Below are 17,958 nucleotides of genomic sequence, written 5' to 3' on the forward strand. Positions count from 1 at the left end.
GCCAGGTGCGGCAGGAGAGGCGATCGCCGCTCTATTTTCGAACCAGTACAGGAACCAACCAGGTGGGACTGCGGCTTGTCAGAACTGAGTAGCCCTATGGCACAACTCAGTTCTGACAAGTCGGTGTTTGGATCAGTCGGTGGCTACGGTGCGGCCGTCGGCGTGGACGTCGTAGGTCCGGTCGCCGACGCGGAGGCCGCGGAGGGCGGCGGTCGGGTCGAGGTCGGCGAGCACCGGAGCAGCGGTGAGCGTGCCGTCGAGGCCGGGGCGGATGCCGAACAGGGATTCGATCACCAGGGCGACCCAGGCGCCGGAGGAGGAGCAGGACCAGTCGATGATGTACGGCAGCTGGGGCGGCGACTTGCGGGCGCCGCCGTTGATCCCCGGCTGGGCCTCCTCGACGAAGTGCGCCTGGCCGGTCGGGCCCTGGTTGGTCGACTTGGCCAGGCCGGGCAGCCAGTCCAGGGCGACCTCGGGCGCGCCGAGCTCGACCAGCGCGCGGGCGGCGTCGGCCGGCCAGGCCGGATAGGCGCCGTTCCACTGGTGATCGGGACGGACGCTGAAGCTGGCGTCCGGATCGTACGGCGACAGAGCTCGGATCCAGTTCTCGGTCTGCAGCTCGCGGCGGAAGAAGTCGATCATCTCCGACCGGACCGTCGGATCAAGATCATCGGCGATGGTGGTGCCGACGATGCTGAAGTCGTAGCAGTGCCGGACGCCGAGCCGGGTGCCGTCCGGCTGCCGGGCGGCGAAGAAGCCGGTGCCGGGCTGGTAGAGGTCGATCACGTGCGGCAGCAGCTCGCCGGCCTCGGCCCGGAGTTGATCACCGGAGCCGCCGACCAGGTCGAGCAGTTCGGCCGAGGTGCGCAGGTTCCAGACGTTGGCCGCGTTCAGGCTGGCGACCTCATGGGTGTAGGAGCTGACGCACTCCAGCAGGTTCTGGATCTCGCCGTAGTCGGCCAGCGGCGACTTCTGCCGCAGCTCCTGCCAGGCGTACGCCCACTGCCGGAGGTGATCATGGACCGGCCGCCCGGCCAGCTCCTCGCTCAGGAAACCATGATCACCGGTGAGGCGGACGTAGTCGTCGACCAGCCGGGTCATCGCGTAGTCGTTCACCGAATACCAGTTGCCGACCGGGCCCCCGGTCAGCGACGAGGTGCCGAAATGGGTGTGGATGTCGCTCTTGATCCAGTGCGCGAGTTGCCGGCGCATCGGCTCCGGGTCGAGCAGCGCGTGGGTCAGTGAGCTGAGGCTGAAGTCCCAGATGAAGGTGGTGGTGGACCAGTAGTTCGGCATCAGCGTGTCGTAGGTCCGGCCGAGGACGTTGCCGGCGTAGTCGCGGCGGAACCAGATCACCCCGAGCACGCCCCACCAGTAGAGCCGGCGCAGCGCCTCGTTCTCGGTCTCCAGGATCGGCAGGTGGCCGGAGAACTCGTCGTTGCCGGGCGTGAACGCGGCCCGGAGCTGCCGGTTCCAGAACTCCTCGGCCGCGGTGATCACGGCCGGCACGTCGGCGGCGACCCGATCGAAGATCATCGATGACTCCGCCTCGGAGCCGGCCACGGCCTGGACATAGCCGACCCGGGCGGATCCTCCGGCCGGGACGTCGAGCACGGTCTCGACCGAACCGCCGCGAGCCGTCCCGCCGATCCCGGTCTCATAGGTGTCACCGGCCGGCGCCACACCGCTGGCCCGGACCGTCGACTCCCGGTCCAACCCCTGCACGCCGACCGCCGCCCCGTCGGGCTGCGTGAAGATCATCCGTGCCAGTTCGTTCCCTGAGCCGACCCCTTGTTCGTTCCCTGAGCCTGTCGAAGGGCCGTCCTGAGCCTGTCGAAGGGGGTGGACCACGGTCTCGTTCGCCGCACCCGGTGACTCGGCCGACAGCCACGCCCCGTCGGCCGCGCGGACCCGGGAGTTCAGGGTGAAGCCGAGCCGCACCTGACGATCCTCGTCACCGAGGTTGTGCACCCGGACGTCGATCGCCACCGCGGTCTCACCCGGAACGGCCACGGTGATCGTCTCGATCCGCAGCCCCGGCAGGTCGGCCGTGCGGACGACCCGGTCGGGCCGCCAGGCGTGGGTCACCGGCGCGCCGTACGAGGCGAACAACCGGCCGTCGACGAACAACGTCCCGGTCGCGGTGAGCCCCTGCGAGATCGGCGGAAAGGTGATCGCGCTGATCTGGGTCAGGTCATGATCGATCCGGACGGTGCCGAGCAGGTTGGTCAACCCGCTCGGCGCGATCAGGTCGTCGTAGTGGTGGCTGACCGGATCAGCGGCAAGATCATCGACCGAAGGGATGGTCGGCACAGACACGAGTGAACTCCTCGAAGGGGATGGGATCAGTACTGGCCGAGGGCGAGGCCCCGGGCGAAGAAGCGCTGGGTGCACAGGAACAAGATCACGGTCGGCAGCGAGACCAGCACCCCGGCGGCCAGCACCGTGGACAGCTGCGCCCCGCCGTAGGTGCTCTGCATCCCGGCCAGGGTGGTGACGATCGGCCGGATCGCGTCGGACTGGGCCAGCACCAGGCCGAGCAGCAGATCGTTCCAGATGAAGGTCGCCTGCAGGATGAAGATCGCCACCAGCGCGCTGACCGACATCGGCAGATAGACCCGGGTGAAGATCGAGAAGACCGAGGCCCCGTCCAGCCGCGCCGCCTCGAACACACTGTGCGACACCCCGGTGAAGAAGTTGCGCATCACGAAGGCCGAGAACGGGGTCGCGATCGCGGTGTAGATCAGGATCATGCCGACCCGGTTGTCGTACAGGCCGACCCGGGAGTAACCGTCGAACAGCGGCAGCAAGATCATCTGCAGCGGAAAGATGGTGCCGCCGAAGATCACCACGAACCAGGCGAACCCGTGCTTCAGGCCCAGCGCGACAATGCCGAAGCCGGCTGCCGCACCGACGATCACGGCCAGGGCGGGGGAGACGATGCTGTAGAGCGCCGTGCTCAGCACACTGTCGGCCATCCCGGACAGGGTCAGCGCCTCGCCGATGTTGGAGAACAGGGCGAAGCCGTCCGGGATCCAGGACTGCCGCGAGTCGTACACGGTCGGATCCTTGCTGGCGTTGATCAGCAGCAGATACACCGGGAGCAGCCAGCACAGCCCGAAGATCACCAGGATCGTGGTGCGGACGATCTGAGAGGTCTTTCCGTTCATGATCGTCTCCTCAGATCGTGTTCTTGCTGGACAGTTGGCGGCGCAGATAGAGCACCGAGGCGATCAGCGTGATCACGGTCAGGAAGAGGGCGATCGCGGAGCCGAGGCCGTATTCGCTGTTGACGAAGGTTTCCTTGTACATGGTCAGGGCGAGCGTCTCGGACCCCCGGCCCGGGCCGCCCTTCGTCATGCCCTGGACGATGTCGAACGTCTTCAGGCTGGCCACGATCGACAACCCGATCACCACCGTGGTCAGCGGTCGCAGCATCGGCCAGATGATGTTGCCGAGCAGCCGGGCGCCGGTCGCGCCGTCCAGCCGCGCGGCCTCCAGCGGTTCCTTGGGGATCGAGTTCAAGCCGATCGTGAACAGCAGTGCGTTCACCCCGACGCCCTGCCAGGCGCTGGCGAGAATCATCATGATCGTGTTCAGCGGGGTGTCGACCAGCCACCGGGGACCGTTGGCCCCGAACACGGTCAGCGCCTGATCGAGCGCGCCGCCGCTGGACAGGATGAACGACCAGATCAGGCCCACCCCGATGCCGGAGAGCGCGTACGGGATCAGGAACGGAATCCGCAGCCAGGCACCGCCCGGCAGATTCCAGGAGAGCAGGGCGAGCCCGAGCCCGAGGCCGACCGGCACCAGCAGCGTGCCGATCACCCAGAGCAGGGTGTTGCCGACCGAGCCGACGAAGCCTCCGTCGTCGAACATCTCGGCGAAGTTGGCCAGCCCGACCCAGTCCGGGCTGCCCAGCCCGTTGTAGTCGGTGAAGCTGAGGAACACCGTCCACAACAGCGGCGCGTAGAGCAACAACGCCACGATGATCACACCCGGAGCAACGAACCCCAGCCCCGCCCGCTGCGTCCGGACCGCCAAACTCGCCATCTCGACCTTCTCCTCCCTCCCTCAAACCCCGACTTGTCAGAACTAGGGCACGCTCTGGCGTCCCCTGGTTCTGACAAGTCGGGGTTGGGTTACTTGTTCTCGGCCCAGTACTTGTCGGCTTCGGCCTGGATGGCTTCCAAGATCGGCATCGGGTCGCCGGGGTTGGCGTTGAAGGCGCCGAACTGCTCCAGGGCGACGGTCAGGATCGGGGTCGGGGTCGCCTCGTAGTAGCGCTCGACCAGCTCGTACTTGTCGGTCGCGATCTCCTTGCCCAGTTGCTCCAGGCTCTTGTCCTTGACCGTGGCCTTCGGGTTGAACGGCACGTCGCCGCGGGCCGAGGACCAGGCGCTCTGCGCCTCCGGCGACATCCACCACTTCGAGTACGCCAGCCCGAGGTCCTTCTGCTTGGAGTTCTCGGCGACGCAGATCGGGCCGGTCTCGACCGCCACCGGGGTGGCCGGCAGCGCCGGGTTCTTCGCCGGGATCACGAAGAAGCCGTAGTCCTCGCCGGACTTCATCCCGGCACCGTCCAGCGAGCCGTTGAAGAAGCTGCCGAAGTTGATCATGGCGAAGTCGCCCTGCTTGAGCCCGTTGGCCGGGTCGGTGTTGCTGCCGGCGTCGGAGAACCAGCCCTTCTTGTGCTCGTCCAGCCACTCGTTCATGATCGCGACGATCTTGGGATCGGTGTAGGAGACCGAGCCGTCGGCCAATCCGTTGTAGAGCGCGGGATCGGTGCCGGCGACCAGCTGCTGGAACCACTGGAAGGTGAACAGCGTGCTGGTCTGGTAATACGGCGTGACGCCGGCCGCCTTGAGCTTGGTGGCGGCGGCGTCCAGCTCCTGCCAGGTGGTCGGCACCGCGACGTCGTTCTCGGTGAAGATCTTCTTGTTGTAATACATCACCCAGTAGGCGATGTTCATCGGCACGCAATACTGCTTGCCGTCGAAGGTGTACGACTCGCGCAGATCCTCGGTCACCCAGCCCTGCTGGATCGCGTCGGCCCAGAGGTCGGTGGTCTCGGCGACCAGCTTCTCGTCGACCAGTTCGGCCAACGACGGACCGGTCTGCCAGGTGAACAGGCCCGGGCTCTTGTCGGTCCGGAACGACTGCTTGATGAAGGCGTCGTACTGGTTCGCGTCGGAATAGCCGGTGGTGTTCAGGGTGATCTGCGCCCCCGGATCCGAGGTCTTGTTCAGCTCGTCGAAGTCGGGCTTCCAGGCGGCCTTGTTGGTGTAGAAGTCGAGCTTCCCGGTGACCGGCTGCTCAGCGGCCGGTTCGGGACTGCTGCAGCCGGCGAGTAGCAGCCCGGCCGTCGCGGCCGCTGCGATCACGCCGGTGGCGAGACTGCGGAACTTCATGATCGAACTCCTTTGTTGCCGGATGTGAGAGTCGTGTCTTCGGTGAAGGTGGTGCCGCGGACGGAGGCCTTGACCGTGGCGAAGCGAGGGGAGCGGGATGCCTGGGTGCGCCGGATCCGGTATGGGCCGACAGCGGCCGGGATGATGAAGGTCTCGGCGTAGTGGATCAGGTAGGGCGGGAAGGCGTCGGTCGGGCTGATCACCTCGACCTCGTCGCCCTCGACCAGGTTGAGCACGTTGACCGTGCCGTCGGTGTCGTGATCGACCTGGTCGTCGAACCAGTGCCGGCGCACCTCGATGAACTCGAGCTCGTGCAGGCCGGTCCGCTCCTCGACCACGTCGCCGTCCCGCCGCAGCTCGACCGGACCCTGCAGCAGGTTGTCGGTCACCCACTCGGTGTCGCGGTCCCACTGGATGTTGGCCGAACCATGATCGAGATGCACCGGGCGGGGGATGCCGTCCAGCCCGACCCGGCCCCAGTCCCACAGCTTGAAGGTGAAGATGAACGGGGTGGCGGAGATCTCCAGCACCATCGAGTTGGCGCCGGAGCAGTGCACGGTGCCGGCCGGGATCGAGAAATGATCATGCTTGCGAGCCGGGAACGCGTTGACGTACTTCTCGGCGTCGAACGGATGATCGGCCTGTTGCGCTGCGTGCAGATCGGCGATCATCGCGTCCGGATCGATCCCGGACTTCAGGCCGAGATAGACCACGGCGTCGTCGTCGGCGTCGAGCAGGTAGTAGCTCTCGTCCTGCGTGTAGTGCATGCCGAAGGTGTCGACGATGTAGTCGGTCAGCGGGTGCACCTGCATGGACAGGTTGCCGCCGCCGACGGTGTCCAGGAAGTCGAACCGGATCGGGAACTCGGCGCCGAACCGGGCGTACGTCTTCTCACCGAGCAGTCCGCGCGGCTGGGTCAGCACCAGGTCCATGGCCGGGATCTCGACCGCGTGGCCGCCGTCGGTGAGCAGCAGCGAGTTCTCCTCGGGCACGCAGTCGAAGCACCAGGCGTAGTTGGGTGTCTCGGTGTCCAGGCCGAGCTTGTCCTGCATCCAGTGGCCGCCCCACACCCCCGGATCGAAGAACGGCACCACCCGCATCGGCGACCGGATCGCGGACTCGAGCGCGCCCCGGAAGGCCGCGCCGGTGATCATGGCCGGTTCGCGTTCCGTGCCGGAGCTGTGGCCGACGGCGTTCCCGTCGATCAGGAAATCGATCGTGTCGAACAGTGATCGCTTGTGCCGGTCGGCGACCCGCCACTCGACGAAGAAACCGCGCTTGTATTTGCGCAGGTTGTCCTCGCCCTGGTTGGCCGAGCGCCAGTTCGGGGCACCTGCCCGCTGCCGCTGCTGGATCTCCCAGCGGGCCAGATCGACCAGCACCAGGGCATCCGGTGCGGGCACGGTCAGCGCCGCGCCCCAACCGACCAGCACCGTGGCGGCGGTCCGGCCCGCGACCCGCTCAGTCAGGCCGGCGAGTCGGGCCTGGTCGTAGAACGCGTCCAGGGTGAGGTGGCTGATCACGCCGAAGACACGGTCGTCGGTCAGGTTGTCGCTGATCATGGTGTCGATCTCGGCGATCGGCCGCGCCGCCGCATCCTCGACATCGATGATCTCCGCCTCCGGCCAGCCGTCGCCGAGGTGCCGGATCAGCGCGGGCAGATCGACGCCGGGGTAGGTGTCGACCACCACAACCGGCGGCCGGTCCCCGGACCGGGCCTGGGCCAGGTCACGCACCCGCGACCAGACCTCACTCCCGGTGATCACGCTCTCGCCGGCCGGCAGCGGGATGGTGGGGTAGCGGTCGTACGCCGGGCGGTCGGTGACGGTGGTCATGCGCTCCTCGCAGCGGAGTGGGAGCCGGCGAGGGCGGCCAGGCCGCGCAGCACCGAGTCCTCGGGATGGTCGGGCGTGATCAACTCCGGCCGGTGCGCCGACGACCAGAGGTGCCGGTGCACATGGTCGGTCAACACCGGCAGGACCCGGTCGCGGGCGCGCAGCACGCCACCGGAAACGATCACGACCTCGGGGTCGTAGGCGTGGCAGAGGGTGACCACCGTGGCACCCCACACCGTCAGATAGCGGGTACGGAGCTCGTCGGCCACCGGGTCAACGGCGGGAGCGGAGAACAGCTCGGCCAATCCGGGCCGGTCCGATCCGGCCAACGCGGAGTCGGCCCGCCGGGGATGCCGGTCGAGGTCGCGGGCCAGGCTCCAGGTGCTGGCCTCGGCCTCGGCACAGCCGAGATTGCCGCAGTTGCAGGGATCGCCGTCGAACTGGACGGTGACGTGGCCGCCGAGGATGCCGGCGTGATCATGCCGGCCGCGCAACAGTTCGCCGCCGATCACCGCCGCGGTTCCGATCCCGGTGCCGAGGGTGATGATCACCGCGTCCGAGGCGCCACGGGCGCAGCCGAAGCTGATCTCACCCACGAGCGCGGCCCGAGCGTCGTTCTCGATCACGGTGGGCACGCCCAGCACCTCGGCGCCCCACGCCCGAAGATCACGCCGCCCCAGGTAGCCGTACTTCTCGTGGGCCCGGATCAGCGTGCCGGCGGCCCGATCGACCACGCCGGGCAGTGCGATGCCGGCAGCCGCGACCGGCCGGCCGAGGCTGGTGATCAACTGCCCGGCGGAGGCCGCGGCCCGCTCCAGGTCGCCCGGATCGCCGGAGACCGGGATCTCGTCGCGGCCGAGCACCAGCCCGGCACCGTCGAGCACACCGACCTTGATCGCGGTCCCGCCCAGATCGATCGCCAGCAGCGCCGCTCCGGCAGACTCCCTCACCTCAGAAATGATCACTCCTCATGCGTTCGCAGCTCCGGCGTTGGTAACGTTACCACGCCGTCGAGGGGGAGGGCCAGTTCCCTGAGCTTGTCGAAGGGCTCGATCGATGCAGGTGTTCGACACCCCCGCGGCGTGAATCGGGCTTGCCCTTCGACAGGCTCAAGGATCGAACCAGGCCGAGGTCGTTGTTTCGGACGACGTGGTCAGGGGCGGATGGTGCGGAGGGTGACCGGCAACTCGAAGGTGCGGGCGGGGATGGGGTCGGTGGCCTCGAGCCGGCGGAAGAGCAGTCGGGCGGTCTCGGCGCCGAGTTGCCGCGGGTCGTGGGAGATGACCGACAGGGGCACGGGGGAGAGGTCGGCGAGTTCGATGTCGTCGAACCCGACCAGGGCCGGCAGGTCGCCCGGGTCGGTGCCGGCCCGGATCCGGCGGCCGATCTCGGACAGGGCGCCGATGGTGTTCCGGTTGTTGGCGCTGAAGATCGCGGTCGGCGGTTCGGGCAGTTCGAGCAGCCGGGCCAGGGCGGCGCCGGCCGACTCGACGTCCTGCTGGCTGCGATGCACCAGGGTGAGATCCGGCTCGAGGCCGTGCTCGGCCAGGGCCGCCTCGTAGCCGGAGTAGCGCCGCTGCCCGGTGAACACCGAGACCACGTTGCCGAGATAGCCGATCCGCCGGTGCCCGGCGTCGAGCAGTTGCTTGGTGCCACGGAAGGCGCCGCCGATGTCGTCCAGCACGACGGTGTCCAGCTCGAGGCCGTACACCCGGCGGGAGGCCAGGACGACCGGCAGGCCGCCGATCCGGTCCGGGCCGAGGTGATCGGCGGAGCTCGCCGACGGGACGATGATCAGGCCCTCGATCTGCCGGCCGATGAAGTCGGCGACCAGCTGGGCCTCCCGGTCGGCGTCCTCGCCGGTGTTGCCGAGGATGATCCGCCGGCCGAACTGGGCCGCGACCTCCTCCACGCCCAGCGCGAAGGGCCCGTAGTACGGGTTGCCGAGGTTGGTGATCGCGACCCCGATCAGGCCGCTGCGGTGACCGGGGCGCAGGCTGCGGGCGTTCTCGTTGCGGTGATAGCCCAACTCCTGCACGGCTTCGAGGACCCGGCGCTGCACCTCCGGCCGGACTCCGCCGCGGCCGGCGAGGGTGCGGGAGACGGTCATCGGGCTCACGCCGGCCCGCTCGGCCACCTGCTTGATGGTCGGCTGTCGGCCCTGTGGCCCGGTCCTGCGCGCTCTGGTCATCGTTGGTAACGTTATCTCAATCCGTCGACGACGAGGAGACTTCGATCATGAACCGACCGACCATTCACCGCCGGGCCCTGCTGGCCACCGGGGCCGGGATCGCGGCCATCGGCGCCTTCGGCGGCCCGGCCCTGGCGGCCCCGCGGAAGCCGCGGGCGGCCGTCAACGAGCGGCTGACCCGCCTGTTCGGCGACTACGCCGACACCGCCGGTGCGTGGACCGGCGCCGACTCCGCCTACAGCGTGGTGCTGCCCGACGGTCGTACCGCCTGGCTCTACTCCGACACGTTCCTCGGCACGGTGAACGCCGATGGGTCGCGGCCGCTGGACTCCCCGTTCATCCACAACTCCATCATCGTCCAGGACGGGACGGAGTTGACCACGATCACCGGCGGCAGCTCGAGTGCGCCGCTGTCGCTGGTCGCGCCGGAGGGCGCGGACGAGTCGCAGCAGTGGTACTGGTTCGGCGACGGCACGGTCGAGCATGATCGACTCCGGGTGCTGTTGCTCGAGTTCGAGAAGACCGGGACCGGGCCGTTCGACTTCCGCTATCTGCGGACCGCGATCGCGTCGTTCACGCTGCCGGGCCTGGCGCTGGAGCGGATCACCCCGTTGCCCGATCCGCCGGCCGACGTGCCGCTGCACTGGGCCTCGGCGATCGTCGAGCAGGATGATCACTGCTACGTGTACGGCATCGAGGACCGCCAGGCCGACAAGTACGTGCACCTGGCCCGGGTCGGCCGCGGCCGGATGATCACCGAACCGTGGCAGTACTTCACCGGCGACGGCTGGTCGGCCGACCAGAGCGCCTCGGCCCGGATCCTGGCCGGGGTGTCGAACGAGTTCAGCGTGCACCGGCAGGGCGGCCAGTACGTGTTGATCACCGGCGACGCCCGGCAGCCGCTCAGCGCCGACATCGTCGCGTACCGGAGCCGCTCGCTGACCGGCGGCTTCGGCGAACCGGTGAAGCTCTACTCGACTCCCGAGACCGGCGGCAACGTCTTCACCTACAACGCCAAGGCCCATCCGCAACTCGGCCGCGGCTCGTCGCTGTTGATCACGTACAACGTGAACAGCTTCGAATCCGACGACCTGTACGCCGACGCCCGGCTCTACCGCCCGCGCTACGTCGACGTCGTGTTCCGCTGATCGAAACCGGACCTGGCGGATCCGGACCAGGGGTAGCAGGCTGAATCCATGGCGACGGCGCGACAACCCAGTGATCTCGACGACTACCTGTTCGATCTTCGCGGCTATCTGATCCTCCGCGACGCGCTCGAACCCGACCTGGTGCGGCGGCTCAACGAGTCCTTCGACCGGTTTCCGCAGGACCTCGACTCCTGGGCCTGGTGGGGCAACACGCAGCGCTCCGACAGCGAAGGGGACAACGCCAAGGGCTACGAGTTGCAGAACGTCGTCGAGGCCGGCGCGCCGTTCGAGGAGCTGATCGATCACCCGAGCTGGCTCGACTACATGCGCCGCTATGCCGGCGAGGTCGATTCCTATGTCGAGGGGCTGTTCATCGACGAGTGCTTCGCGTCGATCCGGCGCAGCGGCGGCTATTTCTATCTCCACTCGGGCGGCTATCACGGCGCGATCCGCGGCCAATATCGTTACGCCAACGGCGTCTTCCGCTGCGGCCAGGTGAACGCGCTGATGGCGTTGACCGACATCGGGCCCGGCGACGGCGGCACCATGGTGATCCCCGGCAGCCACAAGTCGAACTTCGCCCATCCACAGTCGATCGGTCGCGAGGCCAGGCCGATGGACGACGTCGAGGGCGCGATCGAGGTCCAGCTGAACGCCGGCGACGTGCTGTTGTTCTGCGACGGGATCACCCACGGCGGCAGCTCGCGAACTAATCCCGACGGCGAGCGACGGGTCGTGATCTATCGGTACGGCGTCTCGTGGGCGGCGACCCGGCACGGCTACCGGTATTCGCCGGAGCTGCTCGGACGGCTGACGCCCGAACGGCGCCGGATCCTGGAACCGATCCCGCCCCGATCACCCGGCCACTGACGCCCAACGGCTCTAAGTCGCGGTCAAGGCGGCCAGCTCGAGCACCCGCCGGGCCTCCACGGCGACCGCCTCGTCGATCATCCGACCGTCCGGCAGGACGGCCACGCCGACTCCACCGCCGAGCGCGGCCAGCACGGCCCGGGCTTGATCAACAGCGTCCGGGGCCGGGGCGTAGGCCTTTCTGATCACCGGCAGTTGCCGGGGATGGATCGCCGTCCGGCCGCAGAATCCGAGCGCCGCCCCGGCCCGGCAGGAGTCCGCCAAGCCGGCCAGGTCGGCGACGTCGGGGTAGACGGCCTGCTGCGGCGCGGGGAGTCCGGCGGCCCGGGCCGCGACGACCACCCGGACCCGGATCCAGTCCAGCCCGGACTCCGTGCTGAGGCCCAGTTCCGCGCGCAGATCGAGCTCGCCGAGAGCGATGCCGGTGACGGCCCGGTGACCGGCGATCCGGTACGCGTGCTCGACGGCAAAGCCGGTCTCGATCAGCGCAGTGATCGACACCGGCTGATCACGGTCGGCGAAGCTCGCGGCGATCCGGTCGAGCTCATCGATCCGCTCGACCTTCGGCAGCCGGAGCGCGGCCAGGGCCGGACTGGCGGCCAGCATGATCAGATCCTGGTCATGCCACCGGGTCCCGGCACCGTTCGGCCGGACCGCGATCGGGGTCTCGACGGCGGGCCCGGCCAAGAACTCCCGAACGGCGTCCCGGGCGTAGTCCTTCCGGTCCGGGGCCACCGCATCCTCGAGGTCGATGATCACCTGATCGGCGCCGCTGCCGACCGCCTTCGCGAATCGTTCCGGCCGGTCGCCGGGAACGTAGAGCGCGGTGACGATCATCGGACCACACCGCGGTCGCGCAGCCCGGCCAGGTCCGCCGGGGTGTAGCCGAGCGAGGCCAGCACGGTGTCGGTGTCCGCGCCGTGGTGGCGGGCGGTCCAGCGGATCCGGCCCGGGGTGTCCGACAGACCGAACAGGACGTTCTGCAGCTTGATCGGACCAAGATCGGCATCATTGATCTGGTGCACGGTGCCGCGCGCGGCGATCTGCGGATCGGCCATGATGCCGCGGACATCGTAGATCGGTGCCACAGCGGCCTCGGCCTCGGCGAAGGCGGTCAGCACCTCGGCCAACGGCCGGGCGCCGATCCAGCCGGCGACGGCCGCGTCGAGTTCGTCGGCGTGCTCGGCCCGGCCGCGGCCGGTGTCGAACCACGGCTGATCAAGGAATTCCGGCGCACCGACCAGCCGGAGCACCCGTTCGGCGATCGACTGCGAGCTGGTCGACACGGCGACCCAGTCGCCGTCGGCGGTGCGGTAGCAGTTGCGCGGGGCGTTGTTGACCGAGCGGTTGCCGCGGCGCGGCTGGATCTGGCCGAGCACGTCGAAGATCGTCAACTGCCCGCCGAGCATGGACAGGATCGGTTCCAGGATGGCCAGGTCGATCACCTGGCCGCGTCCGGTCACGTCCCGGGCGCGCAGCGCGGCCAGCACGGCGAAGGCACAGGTCAGCGAGGCGATGCCGTCGGCCAGCCCGAACGGCGGCAGGGTCGGCGGCCCGTCCGGCTCTCCGGTGACGGCGGCGAAGCCGCTCATCGCTTCCGCCAGCGAGCCGAAGCCCGGCCGCGGGGCGTACGGACCGGTCTGCCCGAACGCGGTCACCCGGGCGATGATCAACCGCGGATTCGCCGCCAGCAACCGATCCGGGCCGAGGCCCCAGCGCTCCAGGGTGCCCGGCCGGAAGTTCTCGATCAGGACGTCGGCGTCGGTGATCAGCCGCAGCAGCAGCGCCGCGCCTTCGGGGTCGGACAGCTTGGCGGTGATCGCCTGCTTGCTGCGGCCGATGCTGGCGTACCAGAGCCCGACGCCGTCCTTGCTCGGTCCGTGACCGCGGGCGGCGTCCGGCCGGTCCGGGTGCTCGACCTTGATCACCTCGGCACCGAAGTCGGCCAGCTGGGTCGCGGCCAGCGGCCCGGCGAACAACGTCGCGATGTCGATCACTCGCAGTCCGGTGAGCGGTCCGTCGATCAGATCCTCGGTCATGCATCCTCCAGATCCCAGGCCAGGCGGAAGCCGATCGACGGCGAGGCGTCGAGTCCGAATCCCTGCCGTAGCAGCTTGGCCGAGAACTCCGGCTCCCGGACACCGCCGTCGAAATACCACTCCGAACCGGTGGCCGCATGATCACTGCCGCCCTTGAGGATGACGAACCTGGTCCGGCCGTCCGTGTGCTCCGATTCGGTCCAGTTCCACACCCGCGGCGACAGCCGGCGCCAACGCGGCCCGGCCAGCCGGGCGGCGAGCTGCCACTCGTCCTCGGTGGGCAGCCGGGCTCCGACCGAGGCCGCATAGGCTCGCGCCTCGACCAGATCGACTCCGGTGGCTGGGCGTTCCTCGGGTGAGACCTCGGCGCTGTCCCCACGGAATCGGGCCAGTTCCGCCGCCGTCACCTCGACCTCGGCCACGGCGACCGGATGATCAAGGTGCAGCAGCCGCTCGGTGCTACGTTGATCATGGAGGCGCGGCGGCAGCGGCTTCCATTCGTCGACGAACGGCGCCTCGTCGTAGAGCCCGGTCTCGCGCATCCGGTAGCGCACGGTCAGCCGATGATCACCGGCCGGCAGGACGACCGCCGGCGTTTCGGGCGAGCCGGTGCTGGGCGGGACCGGCAGCCGCCGGGCGGTCCGGTACGGGAAGCGGCCGTCGGCCACGTGCGGGAGTCCGGCCAGCTCGCCCCGCAGCGGCTCGACCCAGTCGGGCTCGTCGGCATCGGGTTCCAGCGCCAGCCAGGCGGCGATTCCGGCCGCGGGGACGGTCGATCCGGTGAGTTCGATCACCCGGGTTCCGGGCGTGCTCGGCAGCACCGGTCCGCGGTAGTCGGTGCCGCCTCGGTTGATCACCGCATACAGCGTCGTCCCGGCCAAGGTGTACGCCGACGCATAGACGCGGGCGGCCTCGGCCTCATCGGCCAGCGGTGCCAGCGGCGTCCACTCGCCGGCCCGGAACCAGGCCGAGGCGGCCCGCTGAATCGCCGTCGTCCGGGCGCAGGTGGCCGCGTCGCGCGCGGACCAGCCGACCCAGACGCCGAACACCACCTCCCAGACCATCACGCCGACCCCGTTGAGAAACGCGGACTGCAACTCCTCGGCATGATCACGATGCCAGCGGCGGACGTGGTGCTGCTGGTGCCGCGGCTCGAACCAGCGGGTCCGCAGCACCCCGGGCACCGGCGAGTCGGCGAACCACTGCGCCCAGGAGAGCCGGTGTTCGGCGATCCGCGGCAGCGGCAGCTTCGACTCGGTCTCCAGCCCGATCCCGGGCCGGGCCCGCTCCAGGGCAGTGATCAACTCCTGGTCACCCTCTCGGAGCGTGTCCAGGAAGACGCCGTCCGCGCCGAGCTCGATGATCAGCTTGGTCAGCTCGTCCGCGTCCGAGCCGTCGCGTCGGGTCCCGACGTCCCACGGGTTGTAGTCGACGAAGACCGCGATCCCGGCCTCCTGAAGGGCGGCGACGAGGCCGGCCAGACCCGGCACCTGAGCGTAGAAGTCCCACTGGTTCCGCTGATCGATGCCGATCACCGGGTAGGCGTGCCAGAGCACAATCCCGTCGAAGCCGCCGAATCGTTCGGCGTCGGCGAGCAGCCGGTCCGGGGTGAACTGGCCCTGCTCGGCGTCGTACAGCAGTTCGTCCCAGAGCCAGAGCTGTGCGACCGCGTGACAGGACTGCGCCCAGGAGCCGGCCGGATCCTCATAGCCGCTCCGATCGATGCGATGCCGGGCCTCGGCCTCGGCGCGCCACCGGTGCAGCAGCTCGCGCCACCGGGGCCGGTCCCGCGGGTCCCCGGGCCCGGCGATGATCTTGGCGTCGTCCAGCGCGGCCAGGTCGGGGGACTCGAGGTCGAGTCTGGTGAACGTGTCGATCGCCCGGGGCTCCAGGGGATCGAAGCCGTACGGCCCGACGGCGAACCTGGCCTCATTGATCGCCATGATCAACTCCGAGGGCCAGCCGCACGGTCCGCGAGGCAAGATCATCAAGCCGACGAGGACCACCGGGCAACGAGGTGTCGACCCGATTGTCCAGCGGGGTCAGCCATTCCGGCGGCAGGCCCGAGTGGCCGAGCAGGCCGCCGAGGACCGATCCGACGGTGGCGGCGGCCGAGTCGGTGTCCCAGCCGGCCATCACCGCGAAGCCGATCGCGCGGGTGAAGTCGCCGTCCGTGCCGGCGATCGCGGCGGCGATCACGGCCGCGTTGTTCAGGACGTGGACCCAGTGCAGCCGGCCGTAGCGATCATGGAGCGCGTCGAGCTGTTCGTCCAGGCCGGCCCCCGACCGACCCACTTCGCTGCCGTACCGGACGGCCGTCGCCAGGTCGGACCGAGGCGGCAGCACGGCCAGCGCCCGGTCCAGGACCCGCTCCGGTGCGCTCTCGGTCAGCGCTGCCGCGGTCAGCGCGGCGGCCCACATGGCTCCGTACCGGCCGTTTCTGGTGTGGCTGAGGCGGGCATCCCGCCAGGCCAGCCCGGCGGCTCGCCCGGGGTCGCCGGGACAGACCCAGCCGAACACGTCGGCCCTGATCAATGCCCCGATCCATTCCCGGAACGGATTGCGCACCCGGGCGGTCGCGTCGATCGCGACGCCGTTCAGCAGGTTGCGGTAGGCCGCCCGTTCGGCCGTGAAGGTCCGGCCGGCGGGCAGGTCGGCGAGCCAGGCCTGGGCCACGTCCTCGGTGTCGAAGTCGACACCGGACCGATCGAGCACGCCGAGATTGATCATGGGGTAGTTCAGGTCGTCGTCCTCGGGCATGCCGTCGATGTTTTCCCGCAGGCTGGTCGGCGCCGACCGCCGATTCCAGGGCCACCGGTCGCCGGTGGCCGAGCTCAGGCCGCGGGCCGTGAAGTAGTCCGAGACGGGCCAGTTGCCGGTCTCGGCGGCGATGGCCCGGATGCCCGCGCGGGGGATCTTCTCCACCGGCTTGCCGAGCAGGCAGCCGGCGGCCCGACCCCACCAGGCGCCTCTGATCCGATCGAAGAGCTCGTTCTCGGCCGGCATCGCGGCCGCGACCGGGGCCGGTCCGGCCAGCGCGCGGATGGCGTCAAGATCATCCGGCTGGCTCGGATCGCCGGCGGGCCGACGTCGTGCCAGTTCGTCGAGCAGGTCGGCGGCGAGGTTGCGGACCGGTGGGGGCACGGGGGAGTCCGACGCTCCGCTGACCGGTGCGGCGACGTCCTGCCCGGCCGCCGTCCAGCGCCGTACCAGATCGTCGACCGGCACCCCTTCGGCCCGGGACTGGACGAACTCGTGCCGGAGCAGGTCCTCGGGCTGGACCCACGTCAGTCGGAGTGTTCGAGTCACCGCTCCCCGTCCAACATCCGGTCCAGCAGCTCCGACCGGCGCCGCAACCGGGCCCGATCGTCCTCCATGATCACGATCATGGACTCGATCAGGCGGTCGGCGACCCGGCCGAGATCGATCTTGCTGGCCGCCTCGATGGCCTCGATCCAGTCGGCCGGGATCGTCTCGGTGCCGCCGAGTCCGGCGCAGACGGCACCGGCCATGGTGGCGATGGAGTCGGCGTCCCGGCCGTAGTTGACCGCCCCGAGCACGGCGGTGCGGAAGTCGCCGCCGGCGGTGAGGCAGAAGCCGAGCGCGACCGGCAGTTCCTCGATCGACTTGGTCCGGCTCGGCCGCCGGGCATCCGGCAGCGGCGCCCGGTAGTCGTCGCCGACCGTGTCGTAGGGGCGGATCGCCTCCCGCAACGTGCCGCGGATCTGATCATCGGCACTGCCGGCGGGCAGCTCCCGGGCGGCGCGGGCGACGGCGATGATCGCGTCCCGGGTGCCGTCCTTGGCCACCCCGATCGCGGCCTCGACCACGGAGTCGGCGGTCGCGTCGGGCAGCAGGGCGGCGGCGACCGCGGCGGCGAACACCCCGGCCGCCTCCCGGCCGTAGCTGGACTGATGCGCGCCGGTGAGGTCGATCGCCTCGGCGTAGGCCGCCTCGGGCTGGCCGGCGTTGACCAGCCCGACCGGTCCCACGTACATGGCCGCGCCACAGTTGACGATGTTGCCGACCCCGGCCTCGCGCGGATCGACGTGGCCGTAGTGCAGCCGGGTGACGATCCACTTCTCGGCCAGGAACAGGCGCTGCAGCAACAGGGCCGAGCCTTCGAGTTCCGGGATCCAGGTCGGCTCGTTGATCAACAACGGAACGAGATCGGTCGCCATCGCGTAGGCATCCAGATGATCACGCCGCCGGGCGTACACCTCGATCAGGGCATGGGTCATCAAGGTGTCGTCGGTGATGTGCCCGTCGCCCTTGTGGTACGGCGCTATCGGTCGGGCCGTCCGCCAGTCGGCGTAGTACGGGCCGACGACGCCGTCCACCGGGCCGCCGTGTCGTTGCTGGATCTGGTCCGGCGTCCAGCCCTCGGTGGCGCCGCCGAGCGCGTCGCCGACCGCCTGTCCGGCGACGACGGCCCGGATCCGGTCGCGCATTCGTTCGTTCATG

14 protein-coding genes are annotated in these 17,958 nt (G+C 69.6%); 2 read left to right on the forward strand and 12 right to left on the reverse strand.

The genetic code is table 11. From position 1 onward, the window contains the following. Positions 1–132: 132 nt before the first annotated feature. The 7 genes from FNH24_RS18575 to FNH24_RS18605 all read right to left on the reverse strand — a co-directional run bounded on the left by FNH24_RS18575 (position 133) and on the right by FNH24_RS18605 (position 9,437). Positions 133–2,319 carry a hypothetical protein gene (locus FNH24_RS18575; protein ID WP_152363697.1) on the reverse strand — a complete coding sequence of 729 codons (2,187 nt, stop codon included), beginning with the start codon at positions 2,317–2,319 and terminating at the stop codon, positions 133–135. Between the two features lie 26 nt (positions 2,320–2,345). Further along, a complete protein-coding gene (locus FNH24_RS18580) occupies positions 2,346–3,170 on the reverse strand; it encodes a carbohydrate ABC transporter permease (protein WP_152363698.1) in 825 nt (274 codons plus the stop codon). Positions 3,171–3,180: 10 nt separating this feature from the next. Continuing rightward, positions 3,181–4,053 (reverse strand): carbohydrate ABC transporter permease, encoded by an 873-nt coding sequence (locus tag FNH24_RS18585; RefSeq protein ID WP_152363699.1) that lies wholly within the window; start codon positions 4,051–4,053, stop codon positions 3,181–3,183. Between the two features lie 89 nt (positions 4,054–4,142). After that, the gene (locus FNH24_RS18590; RefSeq protein ID WP_152363700.1) at positions 4,143–5,411 is read right to left on the reverse strand and encodes an ABC transporter substrate-binding protein; all 1,269 of its coding nucleotides are present in this window, start codon (positions 5,409–5,411) and stop codon (positions 4,143–4,145) included. Next, positions 5,408–7,246 (reverse strand): class I mannose-6-phosphate isomerase, encoded by a 1,839-nt coding sequence (locus FNH24_RS18595; RefSeq protein ID WP_152363701.1) that lies wholly within the window; start codon positions 7,244–7,246, stop codon positions 5,408–5,410. Before FNH24_RS18595 ends, FNH24_RS18590 begins: the two co-directional genes overlap by 4 nt. Continuing rightward, the gene (locus tag FNH24_RS18600) at positions 7,243–8,196 is read right to left on the reverse strand and encodes an ROK family protein (RefSeq protein ID WP_161606196.1); all 954 of its coding nucleotides are present in this window, start codon (positions 8,194–8,196) and stop codon (positions 7,243–7,245) included. Before FNH24_RS18600 ends, FNH24_RS18595 begins: the two co-directional genes overlap by 4 nt. 203 nt (positions 8,197–8,399) lie before the next feature. After that, positions 8,400–9,437: a LacI family DNA-binding transcriptional regulator gene (locus FNH24_RS18605; RefSeq protein ID WP_152363703.1), complete on the reverse strand. Its 1,038-nt coding sequence runs from the start codon at positions 9,435–9,437 to the stop codon at positions 8,400–8,402. A 47-nt stretch (positions 9,438–9,484) separates the two neighbouring features. Here FNH24_RS18605 and FNH24_RS18610 point away from each other — a divergent pair, with 47 nt between their 5' ends. Further along, positions 9,485–10,585, forward strand: a complete 1,101-nt coding sequence (locus tag FNH24_RS18610; protein ID WP_152363704.1) for a DUF4185 domain-containing protein — start codon at positions 9,485–9,487, stop codon at positions 10,583–10,585. Between the two features lie 48 nt (positions 10,586–10,633). Next, positions 10,634–11,455, forward strand: a complete 822-nt coding sequence (locus FNH24_RS18615; protein ID WP_152363705.1) for a phytanoyl-CoA dioxygenase family protein — start codon at positions 10,634–10,636, stop codon at positions 11,453–11,455. A gap of 12 nt (positions 11,456–11,467) precedes the next feature. Here the strand turns inward: FNH24_RS18615 and FNH24_RS18620 are convergent, their stop codons facing one another. Genes FNH24_RS18620 through FNH24_RS18640 form a run of 5 tightly spaced genes read right to left on the reverse strand, consistent with a single transcriptional unit; the run spans position 11,468 to position 17,957 of the window. After that, entirely contained in the window at positions 11,468–12,292 is an 825-nt protein-coding gene (locus FNH24_RS18620; protein ID WP_152363706.1) for an HpcH/HpaI aldolase/citrate lyase family protein, read from the reverse strand. Then, positions 12,289–13,494 (reverse strand): CaiB/BaiF CoA transferase family protein, encoded by a 1,206-nt coding sequence (locus FNH24_RS18625; protein ID WP_152363707.1) that lies wholly within the window; start codon positions 13,492–13,494, stop codon positions 12,289–12,291. The genes FNH24_RS18620 and FNH24_RS18625 overlap by 4 nt, the downstream gene beginning before the upstream one ends. Continuing rightward, positions 13,491–15,437: an SUMF1/EgtB/PvdO family nonheme iron enzyme gene (locus FNH24_RS18630; RefSeq protein ID WP_152363708.1), complete on the reverse strand. Its 1,947-nt coding sequence runs from the start codon at positions 15,435–15,437 to the stop codon at positions 13,491–13,493. Before FNH24_RS18630 ends, FNH24_RS18625 begins: the two co-directional genes overlap by 4 nt. Further along, a complete protein-coding gene (locus FNH24_RS18635) occupies positions 15,424–16,803 on the reverse strand; it encodes an ADP-ribosylglycohydrolase family protein (protein WP_152363709.1) in 1,380 nt (459 codons plus the stop codon). Before FNH24_RS18635 ends, FNH24_RS18630 begins: the two co-directional genes overlap by 14 nt. Beyond that, the gene (locus tag FNH24_RS18640) at positions 16,800–17,957 is read right to left on the reverse strand and encodes an ADP-ribosylglycohydrolase family protein (protein WP_152364132.1); all 1,158 of its coding nucleotides are present in this window, start codon (positions 17,955–17,957) and stop codon (positions 16,800–16,802) included. Before FNH24_RS18640 ends, FNH24_RS18635 begins: the two co-directional genes overlap by 4 nt. Position 17,958: the final 1 nt, after the last annotated feature.

The sequence above is a fragment of the Microlunatus speluncae genome (genome assembly GCF_009299835.1).
Lineage (GTDB): Bacteria > Actinomycetota > Actinomycetes > Propionibacteriales > Propionibacteriaceae > Microlunatus > Microlunatus speluncae.